Below are 22,020 nucleotides of genomic sequence, written 5' to 3'. Positions count from 1 at the left end.
TTAAAAATGTTCCGAAAATAAGACAAAAAAAGACATAGCGTCTTTGCAAACAAGACACTATGCCCTCTCTATTATCCTTCTAAATCCACGTTATGATACACCTGCTGCACATCTTCGAGATCTTCAAGTGCGTCAATGAGTTTATCAAACTGCTTTTCTGCCTCAGCATCAAGGGCATTTTCTGTTTGAGCAAGCATTGTTTGCTCTGCGACAGTAAACTCTTCTACACCGTTTTGTTTCAACGCCTCTTGAATCGCATGAAATTCGTCCGGCGCCGCATAAATAATCACCGCTCCATCTTCATCCACGATGTCACGGGCATCAATGTCCGCCTCCATCAATAGTTCAAGCACGTCCTCACTCGATTTACCTTCCACACCAATAACGGCTGTCGCATCAAACAAATACGCCACAGAACCACTCACGCCCATGTTGCCACCATTCTTCGTAAACGCCGCCCGAACTTCAGACGCCGTTCGATTTACGTTGTTTGTTAAGGCATCAACGATAATCATTGACCCACTTGGACCGAAGCCCTCGTAGCGCAGCTCATCGAAATTTTCTTCCGTGCCGCCCTTCGCCTTTTCAATCGCGCGATCAATAATGGCCTTTGGCACGCTGTACGTCTTGGCACGTTCAAGCACAACCTTCAACGCCTGATTTGACTCAGGGTCGGGCTCGCCTTTTTTCGCTGCAACATAAATCTCGCGGCCAAACTTCGCATACACACGGCTCGTATTGGCATCCTTAGACGCCTTCTTTTCTTTAATATTGTTCCATTTACGTCCCATCACTGAACACTCTCTTTCAATGTTTCTTAAGCTTGTATAGTGTAAGTATACATGAAAAGGGAGGGAGCTTTCAAAAAAGGGATCGTAATAAATATTCAGGAATTAGGAGGCAAGGTTTTTTCAGTAGGCTGTAGTTGGCATCTTTCCGCGTCTAGTTAACATGAACGAACGCCCTTGCTCAATTGTTTCATTGATACGGTCGTCCACATCTTTCTCCTTCATGTTGAATCACCTCGTTGATAATTTCCCTGTACATTATATGACCGTTTGTTTACACAAAGACTACATAAAAGCCCTTCACGCGGGGGGCCGTGATAGGGCAAAGGTCAATCTTCGTTTGTCATTGGGCCAATGGCGTGTAGACTCTCTCTATCTCTAACTGCAGGAGCGTAAAGGTTTCATCAAGCCGCGAAGCAGCTTCCGACTCAATATGAAAGCCTAGCTGATCCCTGCGTTCAATTTGTTTGTCGAGCACAAACACACCATTGAGAATAGTCGTCGCGCCTAGCGAGGACAGCACTGGTTTCAACGCATAATCGATCGTTAACAGATGACCAAACGTACCGCCAACCACGAGCGGTAACACTGCTTTCCCTTCCAAGCCTTTTTGCGGGAGTAGATCCAAATACGTTTTTAAAATGCCAGAGTATGACGATTTATACACTGGTGTCACTACAATGACACCATCAGATTGGTCCACCTTTTTATGGGCTTCAGCAAACGCCGGGTTCGCAAAATTGGCTGTGAGCAAATCCTCCGCCGGCAGCTCATGCACATAAATCGTGTGTAACGTAATGCCCTTCGTCTGAAAGAATTGCGTCGCTCGGTCCACAAGTCCATGAACCCTGGAGTTACGTGTGTTTCCTCCATATATTAATGTAATGCTTGCCATTGATCGTCATCCTTTCGTGTAGAGTCAAGCTGCCGTTTTTTAACGCTTCTATATTCGACTTCCAAGTCGGTTAACGTCAGCGTATCCAACCCTTCCGTTGAAGTATCCACCAGAACGCTGATCTCCTGTATCAAACGTTTCCGTTTCTGTTCGACCGCTTCACGCAGTCTGTTTTTCATCATTGTTCATTCGCTCCCTTTTTTATCCCATAATGAATGTATGGGAAATTCTATTTGTACACATCAAGGCGAGAAAGCCTTCCACATTAAGCACTGGACAAGGCGAAGTTTCAAAAGAAGAAAGCATTTGTCATCAAACAATATCAGGCTGGATATCTCATCTACACGCAAAGCCTTGGTTGCCATATCCTTTAACAAGGCAAAAGCGAATGGTTCTCATCAGCCGTTCAGGATGTGCCCAGGCACATCCTGCCTACATCGTAACCGTCCCATGTCGAGCACCCCTATCTCCTATGAAATAAAAAATGCACGCCTGACCGATCGCCCCCACACAGCTACCCATTCAAGACGGGAGCTGTACTTTCAGAGGTCTGATCAGTACAAGCGTGCACTTAAACCAACTTTTTATATAGGATTAATAATAGTATAACGGACTAGCATTCGTCAACCACCTTTTTCAAAAGAATGCTCGACATTTTTTGCAATACATTACGTAGTTGTGTGACCGAAAACCGATGCAATGTGCCCGATATTCATGCCTAAGTGTCCGAAAATCACCATAAAGTGACCGAAAATCGACGTTGTGTGCCCGAACGTAGCAAAGTAGTCCCTTAGGCTAGGCTGCCGCTGCATTTCTCCTTGTACATCAACCTTTATTCCTACGATTTCAAGAAAACCCCCTTCAAAAAAGTGCTAAATATGAGAAAGTGTTGTTAAATTTTTCTGGAAATCGCCGATATACTTAATGGTATAAAACTGGGGTCACAAACACCACGATTTGGTTCAAACATGATTGTTGGCAATCTCATGATGCGCCGCTTTTTGCAATTCTCGGTAGAACCATAGCGTACTCACGTCGTATCACTACAGTTAAAACAGGGGGAGATTTTGTGAGTGCAAAGCATAACCTGGATACTCGAGAGCTTATGCTTCTTGAATCAGAGGTAAAGAATTATGGGAAGGACAAGGTTGTTGCGTACTTGCTTTGGTTCTTTGTAGGCTCGATAGGTGTTCATCATTTTTACATGGGAAGAACGGGTGTCGGAATTGGCCAGCTCTTGCTGAACATCACTTCCTGGATCCTACTCATTTTTGTTGTTGGCTTAGTTGGTTTTTTCGCACTAGGCATCTGGTGGTTTGTCGACGCTTTGCTACTAAGTGGATGGGTTGACAAATACAATCGCGAAGTAGAAGAAGGCATTGCAAGAAAAATTATCGCCACTCGTAGCGATAAGGCCGTTTGAGTCATTAACCGAGAAAACAGGCACTTTATACTGGTGCCTGTTTTCTTAAATGAAAAAAGCCCTGCAGATCGTTTGCGGGGCTTTTAATGCATCTTATATCCATTCATCATTTAGATGATCTGCTTGAATTGCTTAGCCTGCTCTTCCAATAGCTCTGCATTCGTTGACATGGTCTCGAAGACGGAGAGGGTTTCTTGAACATCTTGCTGACTTTGTTTCGAAAGAAGAATGGCCCGTGCCCCTCCTTTTGAGAGCGACTCCACTTCCTTCGTCATGTCGTCTATATTGTCACGCACACCGACGATGGAGTCATCCACCTGATGTGCTAACTTTTTCACTTCTTGGGCAACCACATTGAACCCTCGCCCATGCTCCCCAGCTCTTGCCGCTTCAATCGCTGCATTTAACGCAAGCAGATTCGTTTGCGAAGAAATCGCACGAATGATTTTCACAACGTTATGAATGCTCTCTGCTTTGGCTGTTAACATTTTAAGAGCCAATGTATTCTCATCAAGGTATTGTGACATCTGCTGAAAGCTTTTTAGAAGCTTCTCGCTCTGATTGTTTCCGAGAGAGGCATGCTCGTTCAACTGCTCTGCCATTTGTTGTAGGCTGCTGGCGATGCGATTCACCGCTTCTTCTCGTTTCGTAATATCGGTCGCAATTTTAGTCACCCCAACAACGTTGCCTTCGTTATCCAAGACAGGCATATAGGTTGCTTCTAGCCACAAGCGTTGTCCTTGTGCGCCTTTGCGTTTAATTTTATCCTGCACTCTGTTCCCTGCAAGCAACTCCTGCCAAAAAACTTCGTAATCCTTGCTATAGGCAAAGTCCGAAAAGCAAAGCTCACGGTGGTGCATGCCTATCATTTCCTGAGTGGTGTACCCCATCGCTCGAGCAAACAAATCATTCACATGCTCTACACGTCGATCCACAGTAAAGCGAATCACAGCAACATTTGTTTCCAACGCCTTTAACAATATGGAATCTGACCAGTTCACCGTAACGCTCATTCTCATCCTCCTTATAAGACTAAGGTACTTTTTACCTAGGTCATATGAACTATACCACATCCAGCCCATTTGTACTCTTTGAACCACTGACGAATTGAGTTTTCGCGCACAAACCTTTGATTTTCGAGCAGTCACCCTGGGTTTTCGCGCACTACCATCCATTTTTCGCGCACAAATGACCGATTTTCGCGCACTCTTTCTTTTTCGAGCACAAACCTTTGATTTCCGCGCGGGCACCATAGGTTTTCGCGCACTACCATCGACTTTCCGCGCACAAATGACCGATTTTCGCGCACTTTCTCTACTTCGCGCAAAAACCTTTGATTTTCGCGCGGGCACCATAGGTTTTCGCGCACTACCATCGACTTTCCGCGCACAAATGACCGATTTTCGCGGCACAAACCATTAAAGATTACCTCATCCTTCAAGTGGGTAAACCTACTATGGAGGGATTTTTCATGGCAAATCATTCACAGAACCATCCATTTGATCACCGCATTGGTCGGTATGAGCTGTTCTTCAAAAAGCGTTACAAGGTGCTGTACACGATCAATGACTTTTTAATCGGTCTTATTTTTCTTATTGGTAGTTTTTTCTTTTTCAAGGACACGTTGATAGACGCTGGCACTTGGCTTTTCGTTGTCGGAAGTGCACTACTGCTTATTCGCCCGACGATTCGCCTCGTTCATGACATTCATTTAAAAAAAGTGACTGATAATGAACAGTAGAAAACGCCCCCGAACTGGGAGCGTTTTTCTATGCATCTATGCACTATGTCGTTGGCTACGTGCCATAAGATATAGAAAGTAAGGCGCACCAAGCAGCGTAATCAATATGCCTGAAGGGATTTCCGTTGGCGCCATGACCGTCCGACCGACTGTGTCGGCCATGACGAGCAAAAAGGCGCCGAGCAAGGACGATAGCAAAATGGACTGCCTCGTATTGTGTCCAATCAACACGCGCACGGCATGTGGTGCGATCAGCCCAAGAAAACCGACAGTGCCTACACAAGCGACCGCTCCTGCAGCTAAGAGAACACCGACAAGAATGGCCCACAACCGTGTCTGCTGCACATTCAGCCCGAGGCCAGACGCACTGTCTTCATCAAAGACGAGCAAATCAAACCGTCTGGCTAGCATAAGCGCGATCGGCAAAAGCACGACGAGAAAGCCTGCAATGATCATGACATGATCCCAAGAGCGGCCATAGGTGGAGCCAGTGATCCACACATAGCCCGAGCTGCCGTAAATCGCCCCGCGGATAATCAACACCTGGATGCCAGCCGCACCGACAGCTGACACCGCGATACCGAGCAAAATTAAAACCGACGGATGCATGCCTCTTCGCCACGCCAAGCCAAACACAATCGCCGCGGCAGCGACCGAACCGATCACCGCTGCGACTGGAAGCAATGCTGATGGTAACTCCGGCCAAACGACCATGACGAGCAATGCCGCAAGCCCTGCACCAGACGTCACCCCAACGATGGACGCGTCAGCGAGTGGGTTACGCACGGAGCTCTGGATAAGAACCCCGCTCACCGCAAGCGCCACACCAGCCCCCGCAGCCACCAATGTTCGTGGTAGGCGAAGATTTAAGAGCACCGAAAATTGATCCTCTGCCCCAGCTCCGATGAGATTTTTCCAAAGCTGTATCAATGGAACTTGGGTCGCCCCTATCGTCATGCTCACGAGAATAAGCGCCACGATGACAAGACCTCCTCCAATGAACAATCGTTTAAATGGCAAACGGAGGGGTTTGGAGCCGACACTCATCGACACGTTGCCGACATTGCTGAAAAGACCTTGCATTTTTCTCATCACAAACCAAATCAGCCATGGCGCGCCGATAATGGCCATCACCGCACCTACAGGCAGCTCGCCCATGCTTCCACTACGCACGAAACGCGCAAGCACATCCGCACCCGTAATGAGGACACTCCCCCAGAGGACAACGGCTGGTATCATGACACGATACGTGCGTAAGCCGGCAAGCTTGACCAAATGAGGAGCCACGAGCCCAACAAAACCAATCGGTCCAACGACACTGACGACGATCGCCGCCAATAGAATCGCCAGCACGAGTCCCGTCATTTTTACCCGTTTCACCTTTTGCCCGAGAGATTGGGCCGTTGCCTCATCCATTCGTAAAATATCAAACTGTGTACTATAAAGCCACACGAGGAGAATGCCCCCAACGATCCAAGGCCAGACATAGAGCACCCCGTCCCAGTTGATCTGACTCAGCGACCCTGCGCCCCAGACAAACAGAGACTTGGATTGTTCGGAGAAAAAAATATGCAGTGCGCTCGTGAGCGATGCAATGACAAGGGACACGATCATGCCAGCCAACGTGAGCCGAATAGGATTGGCCGTTGGTCCGCCTGCCATCACAAACGCCAGCGTTGCCGCCCCTGTTCCACCAAGCACAGCGATCAAAAATGGGGAAGCCTGCAAAACGCTCGGAAAAAAGATCGTACCAAGGACGACCATAAAGTATGCCCCCGCATTGATGCCAAGCGTATCGGAAGCAGCAAGTGGGTTACGTGTGATCGTTTGCAACAACGCCCCAGCAACCGCAAGCGCTCCACCAGCAAAAAGCCCAAGCACCATTCGCGGTAAACGAATGTCCCAAATCAGGTTGTGATCCATCGTGTCCTGCCGATTCATTAGGGCATCAACGACGGTGCCGACTTGAATTGGAGCTTCACCGATGCAAAGACTGGCAAACATAAGAAGAACGAGGGCGAATAAACCGCCCCCGAAAATCGCTGCCAACCGAAAAGGTATGGCTTTTATCAGTGATTTCTTGCCTAAAGCGACACTCATTGTGTCAGCGCCTCCACGACACGTTCAACAAGAAATTTTGAGGATGTTGGGCCGCCAAAGGTCCATGTCGAGCCATCAATTTGGTACGTGCGTCCTTCCTTCACAAAATTCAAGCCTTCCCAAATCGAATTGCCTTTTAACGTCGTTTCAAACACATTGTCGTCATCTTGCACAATGTAGATAAGGTTCGTATCCTGAATCGCCGGAAGTGCTTCAACCGTAGATGTCGTGAAGCCCCAGTCAATATATTCGTCAGTGACCCATTCATTTTCCAAGCCGATGTTCTCAAGCGTTTGCACGATGTGTGCATCTTGGTTGAACAAACGGAGTGAGGCACTATTTTGACTCGTAAACGCCTGAGTGATCACATAGGGCAATCCTGCCTTGCCTGCTTCTTCAAGCGTCGCCTTCGCGTCATCATACGTTTGTTGTAGCTCAGCCAAGTAAGTCTCTGCAGCTTCCGTTTTGCCTACAGCCTTTGCAATTTTATTAAAGACCTCGATAGAATAGTCATACGCATTTAGGTCTGACCCTGTCGCTTTAAACTGAAGAGTTGGCGCAATTGCGTTTAGCTGATCGTACACCGCATCATGCGACGAATCGAGTGAAATAATCAAATCCGGCTGCAATGAAGCGATGGTCTCCAGATTTGGTTCCGCTCTCGTCCCAACATCCGTTACATCCTCACCAAGTGGCTCCTCTGTGGCCACCCATAATGGAAATGCCTCACTGTCTGCATTTCCAACAGGTTGAACGCCTAGAGCAAGGAGATTCTCCGTAAATGACCATTCCAGCACAACCACACGTTCTGCTGGCTTGTCCAACGTCGTTTCGCCTTTGTTATGCTCAATTGTAATTGGTCCAGTCGCTGCCGCATCCGTAGCGTCTGCACTCGCTTCAGCTTCATCACCAGAAGCTGTTTCCTCTGTAGTGGTTGCTTCGCCTTGATCCTCACTTTCACCAGAAGTGGCTGCACCGCCACCACATCCCGCAAGAATCAACATAAAAACAATAAAAAAGACTGACATTTTCAGCTTCACGTTCACCATCATTCGCTCCCCCGTATGTGTGTTATACATAGATTGTCTATACCGATTATGATAATGGTTCTCATTATCACTCATGTGTTGATTTTATCTCTGAACCGTTTTTTTGTCAATTGGTTTTTCAGGGAAAGGTAAGGTTGCACATGGGAAAAAGCCCTTTTCTGACCAAAGGGCTCAAATGCTCTGTCTTTATAGAGCATTGACATAAAAAACGTCAACATCCAGCACGTGCTAAGTATGTCCGTTGAACAGCTGCAGTTAAAAGTGCATCTTTAAACGTGTCAATGAGGTCAAGGATGACTTCATAAATACTGATAAAATCTTCAGTCTCTTCCTTTTGCTCAGACTCATCTCGAACGACCATGATATGCTCCCCATGAGCAATGCCATTTCGCTTATCAACTAGCTTATAATCAATAAAATTTTTTCTAAGTTCAAAAGGCGCTTTGTTCACGCCAATTGAAAACAAAAGATCTATCAACACGCCGTAGTTTAAGTTGGATTCCGTGCTAATATGTTCTGGACGAACTCTAAAGGTCTCCCCCGACTTTCTAGTTAATACGCCGTGAAAGACATCGACATAGGGCAACAGCCGCTTCGAGCCATCTTTTGATGCTTGCAGCAGAGCACTTTTCATTTTCAAAAATAATAAATGGTCCGCGACTTGTCCGCAATCAAGGTTTTGCTCATTTAAAAACATAAGGTACACTTTTATTGCTTTCTTTATAAATCCTTCCCAATGGGCATAAAGCAAGAGCATCCCCCCACGGATATGGATATTGACTGTTGCATAATCAGACTCCTCAATCGCCATCCGCAAAGCCGTTAATTCTTTCTTACGCCAAGAAAGATCTTTTTCTAATTTTGATTGCAAATCCTCCGTTGTTTTAATCTTCATGATGAAAAAAGTCCCTACTGTTGGCAATCAATTGTTTCATACGAGCAATTGGTCTGAGATTTTTACCCATAATGGTTTTATAATTTTCACTTTTGTACATTTCGACAATTTTATGTTCAAAAGTCGTTTCATCATAGTTCGCTATATAATCATCAATGTTCTCACTTAATCCAACGATTATAGCTTCGTATGGACCTAATTTAAAACCTCCTTTGAACCTTTCCGAATCAGCGTAATATTTTTGGAAGCTTTTCTCTCCTAACGTACGATTTAAAAAGTCAAACGTCTTCTTGAAAGCTTCTACTTCACTACCTAAACCCTTAGAATGATGAATGATATTCAAAATCGACTTATCCAAAAATTTCTCAACGTTTTCATTGCCTTGAATGGCTTTAATTTCATCAGAACGGTATACGATAAAACGGGTCACTAGTTCAACATCGAACTTCTGGTCCTTCAAACGATCTGACAGCGGTACGCACTCTTGAAATGCCCCATGATCAGCAAGTCGTTTGATTTTATAGAAGAATGGCTTGTCCTCCATAATGATTAAACAATCACGGGATTCTTGTGGTGAAAGTTTTTTACCACCTGTGTTTAGTCTCTGGAAAAGCTCATACTTCGCATCAGGATCACTTGCTTTTTTTATGATTTTTATATCAAGTTTCTCTCGTTTGAAATTAATCCTTTGTTCTTTTGTAAAAGCATTTTCGCTTTCTCCCTCCCATACTTTTCCTTCAAGGGATGGGAGTAAGGAGGTTTGAGTCATTGTGCTAGGGGCGACTTGTATCCCTTCGTCATCTTTAAATAAACCTGTAAATTCATAAATAGTTGATAAACGTTGTACCCCGTCTATCACGTCCCAAATGCCATCTTCTCCTTGCGCTACAAAAATTGGAGGGATTGGAATACCGAGCAATATTGATTCAATAAACGTTGATTTTTGGTCATCCGACCATTGAAACACGCGTTGAAACTCCGGATGGATGTCAATTTCTTCCGATTCATAAATGCTCATTAACTCACCAATGGACATCGTGTAACTGTCTGTATGAATTTCCTTAGCTTTTTGATCAATCTCTTCCTGCAACCCCATAGAATTGTCCCCTCCTCTATTTAACTTCTATTTCTTCAAGCACCTTATCGTACGTCCGATAAATAAGAATATCAATATCAGTATAATCCACCTCTCCGTTCAAGAGTTTCACTCCAATATCACGTAAAAACCACTCATCTGGCAACGGAATGGCACGGAGATCCGACGCATTTACCTGCGTATTTCCGTTATTCATCCTAAAATAGATGTCGAAGGTCATTGAACTAAGGAATGCAGCCAAACCAAGTGTTTCCTCTTCAGATAGTTCACCGTTCATTTTATAAATATAATTCACATGATTTTCCATACTTATTTTTTTGTATGGGAAATGCTTAGCGATGTAGCTTGAACATACGATTCTTTTTTTCTGTTCTTTGGCTGAGAATCGTTTGATGAGAATGAAATTGGAGGCAGCAAGTAGCAACTTATCTGATGCGCTGTCGAGTGCGACGCCTTCATTACATTCAGTTTCATTAAACGAAACCATCGACTCCTTAATATGTCTCATATAGAGTAGTGGAGCCGTTTCTGTAAACGAGAATGGTTGAATATACGCCCGATGCCTGAATGTCACCACTGGACCAGTAGAGATTGAAAGGTCCATCTCATGAAGAGAATTTGTCCAGCCAGAAAACATGTTCAATACTTCAAGTTCTCTCTGAGAGGTAGGTAACTTCAGCGCAAAATTTTTCTCTTGAAACAATACAGATTTCAACAATCTAATTGGAGCATGTTTCTGCTTGTCATATGGATCGAATGACGAACTGATTTTGACAGGTGTCATGGTAGATTCTCTTTTTATCCCACTGAAAATGACCGTTTCCTGCAACACTTTTTCATCAACAAAGATCTTTTTACGTGAGGTGAAAAGATGAAATTGCAGTGGATCAATGGCAGCGAAAAAAAGCTGTCGGAATTTCTTGAAATACACTCCCGAACAATAACTACGAGGCGTCACAAATAGAACTTGCCCATGCTTCCTCGTCATCTTTTCAGCAAGCGCCATAAACATGAAATAGACATTGGCCTGCCCAAAAACATAATCAGACATAATCTCAACATAAGGATGATCTTTTTTCACTTTAAAATATGGTGGATTGCTAATCACAAGGTCATAGTTAAGGGATTTTACATGTTGAGAAACGGCGTGCTTGTTATGAAGAATAAAATCCTCAGTGTAAATTCGGTAGGAGAACGATAACCCCCGAGATTCCATCGCTTGTTGACAAAGCGTCAAGGTTTGATCGAGAGCAGAGGTCAGTGCAGTATCCAATTCATAAACATCGACGATAAGATGGACGGCAAGCGACTCTTCAATAATGCGGTCGCAAAGGGCCGCAATTAAAATGCCATTCCCACTGCCGGGATCTAGGACCTTCAAGTGACCATTTTCAAGTACAACAAAACCCGCCATCTTTTTCGCCAAATGAAGAGACGAAAAATATTGACCTTTATTTTTTTTGTTCGAACGAGATGTGTCTTGATTCAGTACAACTGCTGCTCGTTCAGCATAAGACGCTAGTGTAGACATCTAGAATTCACCACCTAATCCACAACGGATAAGGTTATTTTACCAAAGATATGTCGGTTGGGGCAGGAGTAAAGGGAATTAAAACTTTTGAGAAGTTGTGTCGTGTTGAAGAGTTAAATGTACATGAGGGAGGTTGTTTTAAGGAGATTATAGAGGGTAACGTTTCGTTTACAATCCTCAACTAGTTGCATATTTTATATTTCAAGCCGACATCAGCCCCTTTATGAGAATCATCTCTAAGGACTGATGGAATTCTTCTCTAACCCAATACAAACTGTTTGAGCAACAGAAGAATTAATAAAGCGCGACAAAAATCAATTTTCAAAGAAACATTGAATTTTACTCTCGCCTTATATCTCGGCATTCATAACACCTCCTATTTAGTTGTATTTTCATAATAAATCAACTCAAAATAAAATTCAAACACTTTTTTAGTTAAGTTCCTCCAATTTATTTTATATTTTTTATATTAAACGCCGACAACAGCCTCTTTATAAGTATCACACTCTTATTGTCTAAACCAATTCACGTTTATATCGCATCAATTAGCAAACTCTCATTCAAATATCTAATGTGCCTACTCTGAGATTATATAAGGAGTTCGATTACTCACTAGAATCACGATATTTATCAAATACGTGTACCTATTTAACTTTGAATAACTGCACAACCCTTGAATTTTCAGTATCCATCCTTTCGCACCTGATGGCGGCTCGAGTTAAACGGTGTGAAATACGTACAGGCATAATCAAGGTTAATCAGCTCGCTGTATTCAAACACTCGGCCGTCATCGAGCAAGCCGCGGTTCAGGATTTCCATGGCGGCGACGCCTTTTTTACAATTAAGCATCTCGGCTTGTGCCTTCGAGATATTGACCGCACGATACGTGGTCATAAAATGGGAAATCTGATAGCCTTGCTGCTGAACGAAATCATGCACGGACTGAGCGATCACCGACGTGTCAAGCTGGGGAAAATAGGACACAGGCAAACGAGTCGTTTCAATTTGCATCTTTTGCATCTCGACAATCCGCACACGCTGGTACTCCCAAAGGGTCTCCCCTTCTTCTACAAAATCAAAAAGCTTCGCCATTTGTGGAGAGGCAGGAACCTGTTTTAAGTACACAATATGAGAATCAATGTCCTTGAATTTCTTCTCCGTCAATGAATTGTACACGAGCGGATTTCGCTCATTTGACCCAGTGACATAAATGCCAGCCCCTTGCACAGTGCGGACACAGCCAATGTTTAGCAGCTTTTTTAACGCCTCACGAATCGTGTATCGTGACACGCCGTACTGGATCGCAAGCTCACGCTCAGGCGGAAGCTTTTCACCAGGACGGTATTTGTTTTGATAAATTTTGCTCAGCAAGTCCTCCGAGATGAATTCTTTTTTCCGCATCGTCTGAGCGCTCCTTTCTTATCTAATTGAAGTATATTGGAAAAGCGTTTCATCGCCAAGGTTCAGTCGAGCATTTTTGGCCTTCTTCAAGAGGTTTTCCATGAGGTTCGCGCACTGCACGCCCATTTTTCGCGCGCACCAAGCCTATTTCCGCGCACTCCAACCTGATTTTCGAGCACCAATGTACGTTTTTCGCGCACTCCACCTCCGTTCGAGCACTCGACCTCAATTTTCGCGCGCCCTAAGCCTTTTTTCGAGCACTCCAACCTAATTTTCGAGCACCAATGTACGTTTTTCGCGCACCCCACCTCCGTTCGAGCACTCGACCTCAATTTTCGCGCGCCCCAAGCCTTTTTTCGCGCACTCCAACCGGATTTTCGAGCACCAATGTACGTTTTTCGCGCACCACACTTCCGTTCGAGCACTCGACCTCAATTTTCGCGCGCCCCAAGCCTATTTCCGCGCACTCCAACCTAATTTTCGAGCACCAATGTACGTTTTTCGCGCACCACACTTCCGTTCGAGCACTCGACCTCAATTTTCGCGCGCCCCAAGCCTTTTTTCGAGCACTCCAACCTAATTTTCGAGCACCAATGTACGTTTTTCGCGCACTACACCTCCGTTCGAGCACTCGACCTCCATTTTCGCGCGCCCCAAGCCTTTTTTCGAGCACTCCAACCGGATTTTCGAGCACCAATGTACGTTTTTCGCGCACCACACCTCCGTTCGAGCACTGCACCTCAATTTTCGCGCGCACCAAGCCTATTTCCGCGCACTCCAACCTAATTTTCGAGCACCAATGTACGTTTTTCGCGCACTCCACTTCCGTTCGAGCACTCGACCTCCATTTTCGCGCGCACCAAGCCTATTTCCGCGCACTCCAACCGGATTTCCGAGCACCAATGTACGTTTTTCGCGCACCACACTTCCGTTCGAGCACTGCATCTCTTCCCCGCGCGCACCAAGCCTTTTTTTGAGCACTTCTCAGCTCCCTTCCCTCACCACCCAAAAACCCCTTAGCTCGGCTAAGGGGTTTTCTCACTTTTACGGCGTATGAATCCGCCCATTCGGCAAGCGGGATTCGGTCCACTCGTGGCGGCGGTATATCACTGGCCATTCCGCGGCCATGTCTTCATTAAACTCGACGCCAATGCCGGGGCGTTCGCTTGGTTCGATATAGCCGTTGGCGACCTCGACACTTCCTGGGAACATCGCACGCGTATTGTCATCTGCCTCCTGAATCTCTTGGATCGCCGCATTATGCAGATGAATGTTCAGATGCGTGTTCACGGCTACACCAATCGGCGTCATATCCGATGGGCCATGCCAAGCGAGCTGCACGCCAAAGGCATCGCATAAGTGAGCCAATTTCAGCGCTGGCGTAATGCCACCAATCTGTGATACGTGACAGCGGATGTAATCGATTTGACGATTGACAATCAACGACGTCCACTCAGCCGGGTTGTTAAACAGCTCCCCTGTCGCGATTGGTGTGCTGCACTGGGCACGAAGCTGCGCCAACCACTCATTTTGGGCTGGCGGCAAAACATCCTCCAAGAAAAAGAGTTTATACGGCTCCAAGTCCTTCGCAAACTGAATCGCATTGTTTGGTGTCAAACGCTCATGGACATCATGTAGAAAATGGAGCTCATTGCCATAACGTTCGCGCAACGCCTTAAACATCGAGACAATTGTCGCGGTGTATTGATCAGGATCATAGTAAGCCCCTGTCCGCTGCTCCTTCGGCAAATGCATTTCCTTTTGCTTGCCTCCATAAAGGCCAATCTGACAACGAATATGCCGAAAGCCCCGCGCCTTCAACGCGTCGACGTTCGCAAACAGTTCCTCTAACGTTTCCCCATCCGCATGCGTATAGGCTTCAATCGCGCTTTTCGATTTGCCGCCAAACAGCTGGTACAACGGCATGTCAGCGAGCTTGCCTTTAATGTCCCATAGCGCCATATCGACGCCGGCAATCGCATTGTTCATGACAGGGCCATTCCGCCAGTAAGCGTTCACTTGCATGACTTGCCACATATCTTCAATATCATCCGCACATCGCCCAACGACGAGCGGTTTTACGTATTCCTCGACCATCGTTTGAACGGCTAAAGGGCGCTGTTGAAACGTTGCGCATCCATAACCGGTAATGCCTTTATTCGTCGATACTTTCACAACGATAAGATTATGACGTTTCGGGTTCGTGACGACACAGGTTACATCCGTAATGATGGTTGGATTGGTCATGTGAGACTCCTTTTTACATTAAGATTCGGTCTCATTTAATCATAGAGAATAGTATGCCGTCAATTTGGTCATATTATCCCTATGAAAACCGCTATAATACCATACCAATTTTAAATGAAACCTTGATATAAAAGGATTTCACAAATTCATTGGTTTTATTAACCGTTTTCACAACAGCCACTCGTGTGCTACGATGAGTCATGAATTCGCAGCAAAGGAATGATCACATGAAGGAACAAGAATTGGTGAAACACATCATCCGTCACGTTGGCGGAGAAGAGAATATTAAAAAGGCTTGGCACTGCATGACACGTCTGCGTCTCGACCTGCATGATTTTGACAAAATCGATCATGCGCAAATCAAAAACCTCGACGGCGTGATGGGTGAGCAAGTGAACAACAATCAGTACCAAATCATCATCGGCACCCATGTGCAAAAGGTGCACACCGCGTTGATGGACGAGCTTGGCGATACAGGAGAAGAAGACAACAAAGCGTCGTCATCATCCTCTGGTCAGAAAAAAGGCCTCTTTTCTCGCCTTTTAGATGTCGTCTCTGGCGTGTTTGGTCCCATCGTTCCAGCCATCGCTGGTGCGGGGATGATCAAAGGGATTCTTGCTGGTCTGATCGCGCTGAATGTCCTGAACGAGGAAAGCGACACGGTGATTATCCTAGACTTGATCGCCAGTGCCGTCTTCCACTTCCTGCCGTTCTTCCTAGCTGCATCAGCCGCCAAAATCTTCAAAACGAATCAGTATTTGGCCATCGCCGTGGCCGGTGGGTTTATGTATCCATCACTCATGGAAGCGGCCAAGGCCGGGGAAATTGCGCAATACCAATTTATCGGACTGCCTGTGCCCGTCCTCAGTTACGCCGCAACGGTCATCCCGATTATTTTGTCTGTCTGGGCGTTAAGCTACATTGAACGTTATGTCGATCGTTGGATGCCAAACGCTCTTCGTACGGTGTTCACACCAACATTGACGCTGTTTATCGCAATTCCAGTCGCGCTCATCGTTGCCGGTCCTTTAGGTGCGTATGTTGGGGATTTACTCGCGGCCTTTATTGAATGGCTGTTTGCGGTATCGTCTATTCTTGCCGGTGCTGTCGTTGGCGGCATTCGTCCAATTGCCATCGTCTTTGGGATGCACCATGCGATGACACCAATCGCCCTGCAAAACTTCGTCGACAACGGTTATGACATGCTGATGCCGATGATGTTTATGGCGAACATGGCGATTTGTGGGGCCACGTTGGCTGTGTTCTTCAAGACGAAGGACAAGAAAGAGAAGTCCGTTATTCTCTCAGCGGCCATTTCTGCCTTGCTCGGCATTACCGAACCTGCACTGTTTGGGGTATTGATCAAAAACCGTCGTGCCTTTATCGCTTGTACCGTCGGAAGCATGGCTGCCTCCATCTTCATTGCACTGTTCGGCGTTCGCATCTATGGCTACATTCTATCCAGTATCGTCAGCCTCGTTGCCTATGTCGGTCCGTACTTTATGTATGCCGTCATTGGCATCATCATTGCGATTGGTGTGGCATTTGCCCTTACGTTTGCGACGATGCGCAAGCGCGAAGGGGTTCTTGAATAGAGTCTTTATACAAAACAAACATGCCTTGCATTGGAGAATGTCTCCTTTATGCAAGGCATGTTTGTTTACGATTCTATTGGATAATCAAGAACATCCGCGATAAATTTCTTTTTTCCAGGGGTTGTCTCAAAAAGGGCGTCCTACATGTCAACAAATTCATCCGCTTCAGCAAGCTTCTGTTCGTTCTGTTCCGTGTTGATCAGACTCTGGGGGAGAAACAACAACTCCTCAGCAACATGTTTGTTTTCTTTATGGAGATGAAGAATGACATTCTCTTCAATGTCTGGCGAGTCGACTTCCTTCCATAGGAGAAAGAGTTCAATCCATTGTCTCGTCACAGGGGCGATGTAACTTCTTTGCTTTGTCCCATTTGGACTCAAGCAAATACTCTTTTGCATGCAAATGATCCTCTTTGTCATGCCTCTTGATAACGTTTCATTTCGATGAATACATCCCCAAGCCACAGCTTGAGATTAAACCATTCCTCTGTGTTCTTCACATGCCAAAGGTTTTCCTTATGCTTGTCCTTGAGCTCCTGTGTGACGTTGTTTTCTTCTTCTCTCTTCACACGTCGCTGGAGATGATAGCTATCTTCTTCAAGGCTATCGCGGAGGGAGCTCAAAGGTTCGTCATCGTCATGGAAGTCTTCGTCAAATTCAAAGCGGCGCTCAACGGTTGCTTTGTTTTTCTGGTGAATGAAGCAACTCCAACTCATTGTCCATAAATATTCGTAATTGACGTTCGACCGCATCAACGCCTGAGACTGAGGCCCCAAAAACCGCTGCCGCTTCTTTCTTGCTCAACGGATTCAAATTCTTAGGGTACCCTTCATCAATGAAGGAAAGGAGACCTGCTGCGTAGCGTTCTGGCATACGAATGACAGGGGCTTCACTTTCACAGAAACGGTTCCAGAAAAACTCGCCTTCTTTCCCATCAGCATCAATGGCACCTCCCGCCTGCAAGCGATGATCCATATACAGCTTCGATACGTCTTTATGGGATTGATCGGACCACGTAAGCGGCTGCTTAGTGATGCCAAGCAATAAATCGTACACCATCAGTCTATAATTGGAGATCAAGGCGGATTCAATCTCAGCGACATTGTTGCCTGCAACTTGCTTGCGCCAGCCGTCGAGATTTGCACCGATATCTGTCAATGTCAGAAACCATTCGCTTGCAAACGCCATAAAACGCTCGTCATCAAACGGAATCAAATTGGCGAATAAAAGTTGTCCGTTCGTCAGTGTCTCCCCGGCAATTGGAGTATTCAGCAAAACAACCTTCTTTTCTCCTGTAAAAAGATCCGTTCCACTCAACTGAGAATCGTCAAGCGCTTGTTCAATTCGAAGAAGCGAAGGGACAGCCGTTGCCCAGCTCCGATAAAGATCAGCAAGCTTCTTCGAAGACACTTGATGAACTGTGCCCTCGATGTAGTCTTGAAGCCATGTCCGTTTTGAGTCAGGTAATGAATGATAGAGTGCCCTCTCCATAAAGGTTTGCTCGAGAAGCATTGGGTTCAATGGCTCCGTTGGACTTTCATTTTCGATAAAGGACAAATAGCCTTCAAAATCCTCAATATAATCCTTTCGCAAGCCTTGGTAGAGCATGTAGACTTCTTGCGGGGAAATGAATTCTTTCTTCGTAAGCAAGCAACATTTCTTATATTTCTTCCCGCTGCCACAAGGGCATGGGTCATTTCGTTGAATTTTCATTGGTACGCTCCTTCACCTGGTTGTTCTGTCAATTAGGTGCTTGTCTCTCCATAGTGTGGCATAGAGAGGCTATTGTCGCAACTAATGTGGTGGGTAAGGCAAACAGGTCAGCTTTTTTCAATAGCGTTCAATGAAAATGAAAAAACCATCCTTGCCAAGGGGATCTCTTCCGTCAGCAAGGATGGTTTTTTACTGTGCTCGTTCCGTCAAAAGATTGTCAAGGTAGTCACACAAACCAGGGGCATTCTCAAACAGCATGCCAAAACACTGGCTAAATACGATCGCCAACTCAAGCTGCTCTTCATCTTGTGACGTTTTCGCCTTAAGTTGCGGGTAATCCAGCATTTCTTCGGCAATGCGCGGGTTTTTCTCGTGGAGACAGAGGACGTCATCGTCATCAATCTCCGGGGAGTCTTCAATATTCCAACGAATGTAGATGCCAACCCACTCACTTATTAGACGATCCATTCGTCCTTCGGCTAGCAAGGACTGAGCCTTTTGCCATGTCTCTTCAAGCAAATACATTCGCAGTAAATGCAATCGGATGTGCAGCGGATCGCTTTGATCAGCGTCAAGAAGCTCGAGATAATGCCGTTCTGCTTCCCGAAAACGTTCCATGGCGACCAATAGATGCCCAATAAGCTGTTTTAAATCAAACCACAGATGAGTTTCCTTCAAGCGGTATAAACGTCCCTTATTTTTCATCCGGAGCGCTTTCGTGACCGTTTGTTCTTCTCTTGCCAATTGCTCCACAAACTCGTCTTTTTGTTGCTCCAGAACTTCCATGACAATCCGTCTCGATTCAGTATCCTCTTGCGGTTTTGCTTCATGGGAAGGACCAAACAATTGATGCACGAAGTCCTCATTTATATCAATGTCCACTTTCAGATCAGGGGAATGCTCAAGTTCATCATCCATAAACTGGCGAAATTGTCGTTCCACATCAGCGACCGCTGACAGAGAGACACCAAACGCCTCAGCCGCCTCTTGCTTGCTCACAGATTGTCCTTCGATTGGCCACCCCTCATCAGTAAAATACAGCAGGCCCGCTGCATACCGTTCTGGTTTACGAATACGCGGAGCTTCTTTTTGGCAATAGCGATGCCAGAAAATGGTCCCAACGACACCGTCCCCATCAATCGGAGACTTCACTGCCTCACGATACGTTGTATACAAATTTAAAACCTTCACATGGTTCGGATCATTCCATTGTATAACGTCCTCATCTGCGACTGGATTCAACAGGTCGAGGACCCACTCAGAATAATTTATTTTCAAGAAGTCTTCAATGTCAGCCTGCTTTCGTCCCCGGACGTCTTCCTCCAACGCTTCCAATTGCGGGGCACAATCCTCCCTGTCAAAGAACCATTCATTCGCAAAAGCCATAAACAACCCATCATCGCCAAAAGGAATGAGATTGGCAAGAAGCAATGCATCACTCCCTAATTGGTCCTTCTCCACAGGGGCATTCAGCTGAACCGTTTTTTCTTCCCCAGTAAAAAGATCGGTCCCGATCACACGTGCATGAGTAACCCATGTCTCGACGCGAAGAACGGATGGAACGACATTCGGCCAGCGGCGATAAAGGGTACGAAGCCCCTCCGATGAGATGCGTTTGATCGTCCTCTCCACATAATGCTCAAGCCACGTTTGGTTGGTTTCGTGATGCGTCTGATAGAGAAGCATATCCGTAAACATGTGCTCTTCTTCAGCATATTCATCGGCTTTCTCGAGGATCATCGGCTGTGTGTACGTATTAAAAAGATCGTAGAATTCTTTGCGAACCCCTTGATAAAGCATTTGGACCTCTTGAGGGGATACGAATTCTTTATTTATAAGCAAGCAACATTTCTTATACTTCTTCCCACTGCCACAGGGACAAGGGTCATTTCGTTGAACTTTCATTGGCACACTCCTTCACCTAATTTGTCTGTTATCTAGATACCAGTCTATCAACAGTTTGGCATAGAACATCGATTGCCGCAAATGCTAAGATAGGGCAAAAAGAAAACCAATGTTCACCTAACCTCAGTTGCTCAAGAATTTAAAAAAACAAACCATGTACACACTGGTTTGTCTATATGAAAATGCTTCAGTCGCTGACTGCCGACAGATAGTCATGTACTGGCCATTTTTCGCTTCTAGTTTTCTCGGTCTTTTTCAAAATAGATTTTCTTCCTGCGAAACACATGATCGTGCACAGCATCCGTTTTAGCGATGTTGTCCTCTAAATGAGTTCTTAAGGTGTTATTATCTGACTGGATATGCTTAACGTCCGTTTTCACCTCGTTGATATCATACGATAATTGTTCGAACATGTGCACGATTTTATCTAACTTTGCATCCATGTGATCAAATCTTTTATCTACACCATCAAATCTTTTGTCCATGGCATCAAACCTTTTATCTACACCGTCAAATCTCTTATTTACGGCATCAAATTTTTTATCTACATCATCAAATCTCTTATCTACGGCATCAAATCGTTTATCTACACTTTCACTCAGCTTCTGAATAGTCAATTCTAATGACGTAAGCTGTTTAGTAACGCCCATGAATCTTTCATCTATTTGAAGGGACTCAAGGTATCTGTACACCTTTATACCGATAGCATCCTCAACGAATTCATTAGTGAGATCCTTGTTTTCTTTACCCACCTTCACCAACCTCCCCTTAATCTCAAATTTTAATACGCTAGCATGTACTCAATAACACCACTATGTTTCTCTACGATATAGTTCCTTTAGAAGATATAGATCAATGCTATTATTCGAAAACGCTAGAGCTAGACATTATCACAGACTATAGCTGTAAGAACATCCTATCATTTTGCAGAAAAAAAGCGCAACAGAGCATATAAGCAGGGGAATCTGTACGTGCACCATGTCGAGGGCTATCATCATGTGAATGTAAAAGGTCACTAGAAAATTCTTATTCAACGCGAAAGTGTTCTGCCCCCATGAGCTTCCACTGGTTTCCTGTCCGTTCAACGATTCCCTCTATCTGAATGCGTTTATTATCACGGTGCGCGTCGCATGCGAGTTTATATTCATTGACGCTTAATGGCACATATACATTTTGCCACATCAACAAGTATGTCCTCAACCGGACGGTCTTCAATCTCCGCTAATGCATAGATCAACTCTTTGACTCTCACAGGATAATCTTTATAAGAGGGACTTGCGGGTAGGACTGCCTGAATTCGGCTTCCTGTGATGTCCTCGGGTCCTTCAAATACCACTAGTTTGTCAGAAGGGAAATCATTCACCCTGTCCCACCCTTGTAATTTTAGATATCTCACAATATGGGGCATGGGAATTGACGACATTTCATCGTGAATTCTCATCACATTTCACCTACTTTTGCTAAATCCACTGTCGTTTAGGGATTTTACATTTATCTTTAGTTGAAACATTCTGATTTATGACACCGCACTGACTTCATAAATTGACTCACTAGCGTTGCATTAAAAGGTACTGATCATTAAAAATACAAAGAATGTTCAATAAACAAGTCGTTATACAATGAAAAAACCCTTTACAATGGA

Annotated in this window: 22 protein-coding genes; 3 read left to right on the top strand and 19 right to left on the bottom strand. The window is 45.3% G+C overall.

The window, feature by feature from the left end; genetic code table 11:
• Nucleotides 1-71 precede the first annotated feature (71 nt).
• The 3 genes from EV213_RS14860 to EV213_RS14850 all read right to left on the bottom strand — a co-directional run bounded on the left by EV213_RS14860 (nt 72) and on the right by EV213_RS14850 (nt 1,865).
• Nucleotides 72-791, bottom strand: a complete 720-nt coding sequence (locus tag EV213_RS14860) for a YebC/PmpR family DNA-binding transcriptional regulator (RefSeq protein ID WP_133581348.1) — start codon at nt 789-791, stop codon at nt 72-74.
• Nucleotides 792-1,131: 340 nt separating this feature from the next.
• Nucleotides 1,132-1,683, bottom strand: coding sequence for an NADPH-dependent FMN reductase (gene ssuE, locus EV213_RS14855; RefSeq protein WP_133581347.1), 552 nt, complete (start codon nt 1,681-1,683; stop codon nt 1,132-1,134).
• Nucleotides 1,665-1,865: a hypothetical protein gene (locus EV213_RS14850; RefSeq protein ID WP_133581346.1), complete on the bottom strand. Its 201-nt coding sequence runs from the start codon at nt 1,863-1,865 to the stop codon at nt 1,665-1,667. The genes ssuE and EV213_RS14850 overlap by 19 nt, the downstream gene beginning before the upstream one ends.
• Before the next feature lie 887 nt (nt 1,866-2,752).
• Between EV213_RS14850 and EV213_RS14845 the strand changes: the two genes are divergently transcribed.
• A complete protein-coding gene (locus EV213_RS14845) occupies nt 2,753-3,106 on the top strand; it encodes a TM2 domain-containing protein (RefSeq protein ID WP_243740191.1) in 354 nt (117 codons plus the stop codon).
• Between the two features lie 110 nt (nt 3,107-3,216).
• Here the strand turns inward: EV213_RS14845 and EV213_RS21230 are convergent, their stop codons facing one another.
• Nucleotides 3,217-4,119: a methyl-accepting chemotaxis protein gene (locus EV213_RS21230; protein WP_279512769.1), complete on the bottom strand. Its 903-nt coding sequence runs from the start codon at nt 4,117-4,119 to the stop codon at nt 3,217-3,219.
• Nucleotides 4,120-4,250: 131 nt separating this feature from the next.
• Nucleotides 4,251-4,547 (bottom strand): hypothetical protein, encoded by a 297-nt coding sequence (locus tag EV213_RS20990; protein WP_208112766.1) that lies wholly within the window; start codon nt 4,545-4,547, stop codon nt 4,251-4,253.
• A gap of 30 nt (nt 4,548-4,577) precedes the next feature.
• Here EV213_RS20990 and EV213_RS14835 point away from each other — a divergent pair, with 30 nt between their 5' ends.
• Nucleotides 4,578-4,847, top strand: coding sequence for a YrhK family protein (locus tag EV213_RS14835; protein WP_133581344.1), 270 nt, complete (start codon nt 4,578-4,580; stop codon nt 4,845-4,847).
• A gap of 36 nt (nt 4,848-4,883) precedes the next feature.
• On the opposite strand, the gene EV213_RS14830 is transcribed toward EV213_RS14835, so the two are convergent.
• From EV213_RS14830 to EV213_RS14795, 8 genes are all read right to left on the bottom strand, one after another.
• Entirely contained in the window at nt 4,884-6,947 is a 2,064-nt protein-coding gene (locus EV213_RS14830; protein WP_133581343.1) for an iron ABC transporter permease, read from the bottom strand.
• A complete protein-coding gene (locus EV213_RS14825) occupies nt 6,944-7,999 on the bottom strand; it encodes an ABC transporter substrate-binding protein (protein ID WP_243740189.1) in 1,056 nt (351 codons plus the stop codon). The genes EV213_RS14830 and EV213_RS14825 overlap by 4 nt, the downstream gene beginning before the upstream one ends.
• 208 nt (nt 8,000-8,207) lie before the next feature.
• Nucleotides 8,208-8,891 (bottom strand): MAE_28990/MAE_18760 family HEPN-like nuclease, encoded by a 684-nt coding sequence (locus EV213_RS14820; protein WP_133581342.1) that lies wholly within the window; start codon nt 8,889-8,891, stop codon nt 8,208-8,210.
• Nucleotides 8,881-9,987 carry a DUF262 domain-containing protein gene (locus EV213_RS14815; protein WP_133581341.1) on the bottom strand — a complete coding sequence of 369 codons (1,107 nt, stop codon included), beginning with the start codon at nt 9,985-9,987 and terminating at the stop codon, nt 8,881-8,883. The genes EV213_RS14820 and EV213_RS14815 overlap by 11 nt, the downstream gene beginning before the upstream one ends.
• Nucleotides 9,988-10,003: 16 nt before the next feature.
• Complete coding sequence (locus EV213_RS14810) at nt 10,004-11,518, bottom strand: Eco57I restriction-modification methylase domain-containing protein (RefSeq protein ID WP_133581340.1); 1,515 nt, start codon at nt 11,516-11,518, stop codon at nt 10,004-10,006.
• A 681-nt stretch (nt 11,519-12,199) separates the two neighbouring features.
• Complete coding sequence (locus EV213_RS14805) at nt 12,200-12,919, bottom strand: GntR family transcriptional regulator (RefSeq protein ID WP_133581339.1); 720 nt, start codon at nt 12,917-12,919, stop codon at nt 12,200-12,202.
• 762 nt (nt 12,920-13,681) lie between these two features.
• On the bottom strand, nt 13,682-13,900 hold the full coding sequence (locus EV213_RS14800; RefSeq protein ID WP_133581338.1) for a hypothetical protein: 219 nt from the start codon (nt 13,898-13,900) through the stop codon (nt 13,682-13,684).
• A gap of 63 nt (nt 13,901-13,963) precedes the next feature.
• Nucleotides 13,964-15,166: an enolase C-terminal domain-like protein gene (locus tag EV213_RS14795; RefSeq protein ID WP_133581337.1), complete on the bottom strand. Its 1,203-nt coding sequence runs from the start codon at nt 15,164-15,166 to the stop codon at nt 13,964-13,966.
• Nucleotides 15,167-15,393: 227 nt separating this feature from the next.
• Here EV213_RS14795 and EV213_RS14790 point away from each other — a divergent pair, with 227 nt between their 5' ends.
• Complete coding sequence (locus EV213_RS14790) at nt 15,394-16,761, top strand: PTS transporter subunit EIIC (protein WP_133581336.1); 1,368 nt, start codon at nt 15,394-15,396, stop codon at nt 16,759-16,761.
• A 140-nt stretch (nt 16,762-16,901) separates the two neighbouring features.
• Here EV213_RS14790 and EV213_RS14785 read toward each other — a convergent pair whose 3' ends face one another.
• The 6 genes from EV213_RS14785 to EV213_RS14760 form a co-directional block, all read right to left on the bottom strand.
• Entirely contained in the window at nt 16,902-17,159 is a 258-nt protein-coding gene (locus EV213_RS14785) for a hypothetical protein (RefSeq protein ID WP_133581335.1), read from the bottom strand.
• Nucleotides 17,160-17,176: 17 nt separating this feature from the next.
• Nucleotides 17,177-17,383, bottom strand: a complete 207-nt coding sequence (locus EV213_RS14780) for a hypothetical protein (protein WP_133581334.1) — start codon at nt 17,381-17,383, stop codon at nt 17,177-17,179.
• A 46-nt stretch (nt 17,384-17,429) separates the two neighbouring features.
• Nucleotides 17,430-18,473 carry a YecA family protein gene (locus EV213_RS14775; RefSeq protein ID WP_133581333.1) on the bottom strand — a complete coding sequence of 348 codons (1,044 nt, stop codon included), beginning with the start codon at nt 18,471-18,473 and terminating at the stop codon, nt 17,430-17,432.
• A 189-nt stretch (nt 18,474-18,662) separates the two neighbouring features.
• Nucleotides 18,663-20,378, bottom strand: a complete 1,716-nt coding sequence (locus tag EV213_RS14770; protein ID WP_133581332.1) for an SEC-C metal-binding domain-containing protein — start codon at nt 20,376-20,378, stop codon at nt 18,663-18,665.
• A gap of 236 nt (nt 20,379-20,614) precedes the next feature.
• Nucleotides 20,615-21,130, bottom strand: a complete 516-nt coding sequence (locus tag EV213_RS14765) for a hypothetical protein (RefSeq protein ID WP_133581331.1) — start codon at nt 21,128-21,130, stop codon at nt 20,615-20,617.
• 392 nt (nt 21,131-21,522) lie between these two features.
• Nucleotides 21,523-21,741 (bottom strand): hypothetical protein, encoded by a 219-nt coding sequence (locus tag EV213_RS14760; protein ID WP_133581330.1) that lies wholly within the window; start codon nt 21,739-21,741, stop codon nt 21,523-21,525.
• Nucleotides 21,742-22,020 lie beyond the last annotated feature (279 nt).

This window comes from Aureibacillus halotolerans, assembly GCF_004363045.1.
Taxonomy (GTDB): Bacteria; Bacillota; Bacilli; order Bacillales; family DSM-28697; genus Aureibacillus; species Aureibacillus halotolerans.
The sequence above is the reverse complement of the archived record's forward strand: the minus strand, read 5'-3'. Positions and strand labels throughout refer to the sequence as shown.

What these genes read in the sequence shown, in the direction of transcription:
- EV213_RS21230 (WP_279512769.1), bottom strand. Translation starts at nt 4,119, where the DNA reads ATGAGCGTTACGGTGAACTGGTCAGATTCCATATTGTTAAAGGCGTTG.
- ssuE (WP_133581347.1), bottom strand. Translation starts at nt 1,683, where the DNA reads ATGGCAAGCATTACATTAATATATGGAGGAAACACACGTAACTCCAGG.
- EV213_RS14825 (WP_243740189.1), bottom strand. Translation starts at nt 7,999, where the DNA reads ATGATGGTGAACGTGAAGCTGAAAATGTCAGTCTTTTTTATTGTTTTT.
- EV213_RS14815 (WP_133581341.1), bottom strand. Translation starts at nt 9,987, where the DNA reads ATGGGGTTGCAGGAAGAGATTGATCAAAAAGCTAAGGAAATTCATACA.
- EV213_RS14820 (WP_133581342.1), bottom strand. Translation starts at nt 8,891, where the DNA reads ATGAAGATTAAAACAACGGAGGATTTGCAATCAAAATTAGAAAAAGAT.
- EV213_RS14830 (WP_133581343.1), bottom strand. Translation starts at nt 6,947, where the DNA reads ATGAGTGTCGCTTTAGGCAAGAAATCACTGATAAAAGCCATACCTTTT.
- EV213_RS14785 (WP_133581335.1), bottom strand. Translation starts at nt 17,159, where the DNA reads ATGCAAAAGAGTATTTGCTTGAGTCCAAATGGGACAAAGCAAAGAAGT.
- EV213_RS14850 (WP_133581346.1), bottom strand. Translation starts at nt 1,865, where the DNA reads ATGATGAAAAACAGACTGCGTGAAGCGGTCGAACAGAAACGGAAACGT.
- EV213_RS14805 (WP_133581339.1), bottom strand. Translation starts at nt 12,919, where the DNA reads ATGCGGAAAAAAGAATTCATCTCGGAGGACTTGCTGAGCAAAATTTAT.
- EV213_RS14810 (WP_133581340.1), bottom strand. Translation starts at nt 11,518, where the DNA reads ATGTCTACACTAGCGTCTTATGCTGAACGAGCAGCAGTTGTACTGAAT.
- EV213_RS14770 (WP_133581332.1), bottom strand. Translation starts at nt 20,378, where the DNA reads ATGAAAGTTCAACGAAATGACCCTTGTCCCTGTGGCAGTGGGAAGAAG.
- EV213_RS14835 (WP_133581344.1), top strand. Translation starts at nt 4,578, where the DNA reads ATGGCAAATCATTCACAGAACCATCCATTTGATCACCGCATTGGTCGG.
- EV213_RS14775 (WP_133581333.1), bottom strand. Translation starts at nt 18,473, where the DNA reads ATGAAAATTCAACGAAATGACCCATGCCCTTGTGGCAGCGGGAAGAAA.
- EV213_RS14790 (WP_133581336.1), top strand. Translation starts at nt 15,394, where the DNA reads ATGAAGGAACAAGAATTGGTGAAACACATCATCCGTCACGTTGGCGGA.
- EV213_RS14860 (WP_133581348.1), bottom strand. Translation starts at nt 791, where the DNA reads ATGGGACGTAAATGGAACAATATTAAAGAAAAGAAGGCGTCTAAGGAT.
- EV213_RS14795 (WP_133581337.1), bottom strand. Translation starts at nt 15,166, where the DNA reads ATGACCAATCCAACCATCATTACGGATGTAACCTGTGTCGTCACGAAC.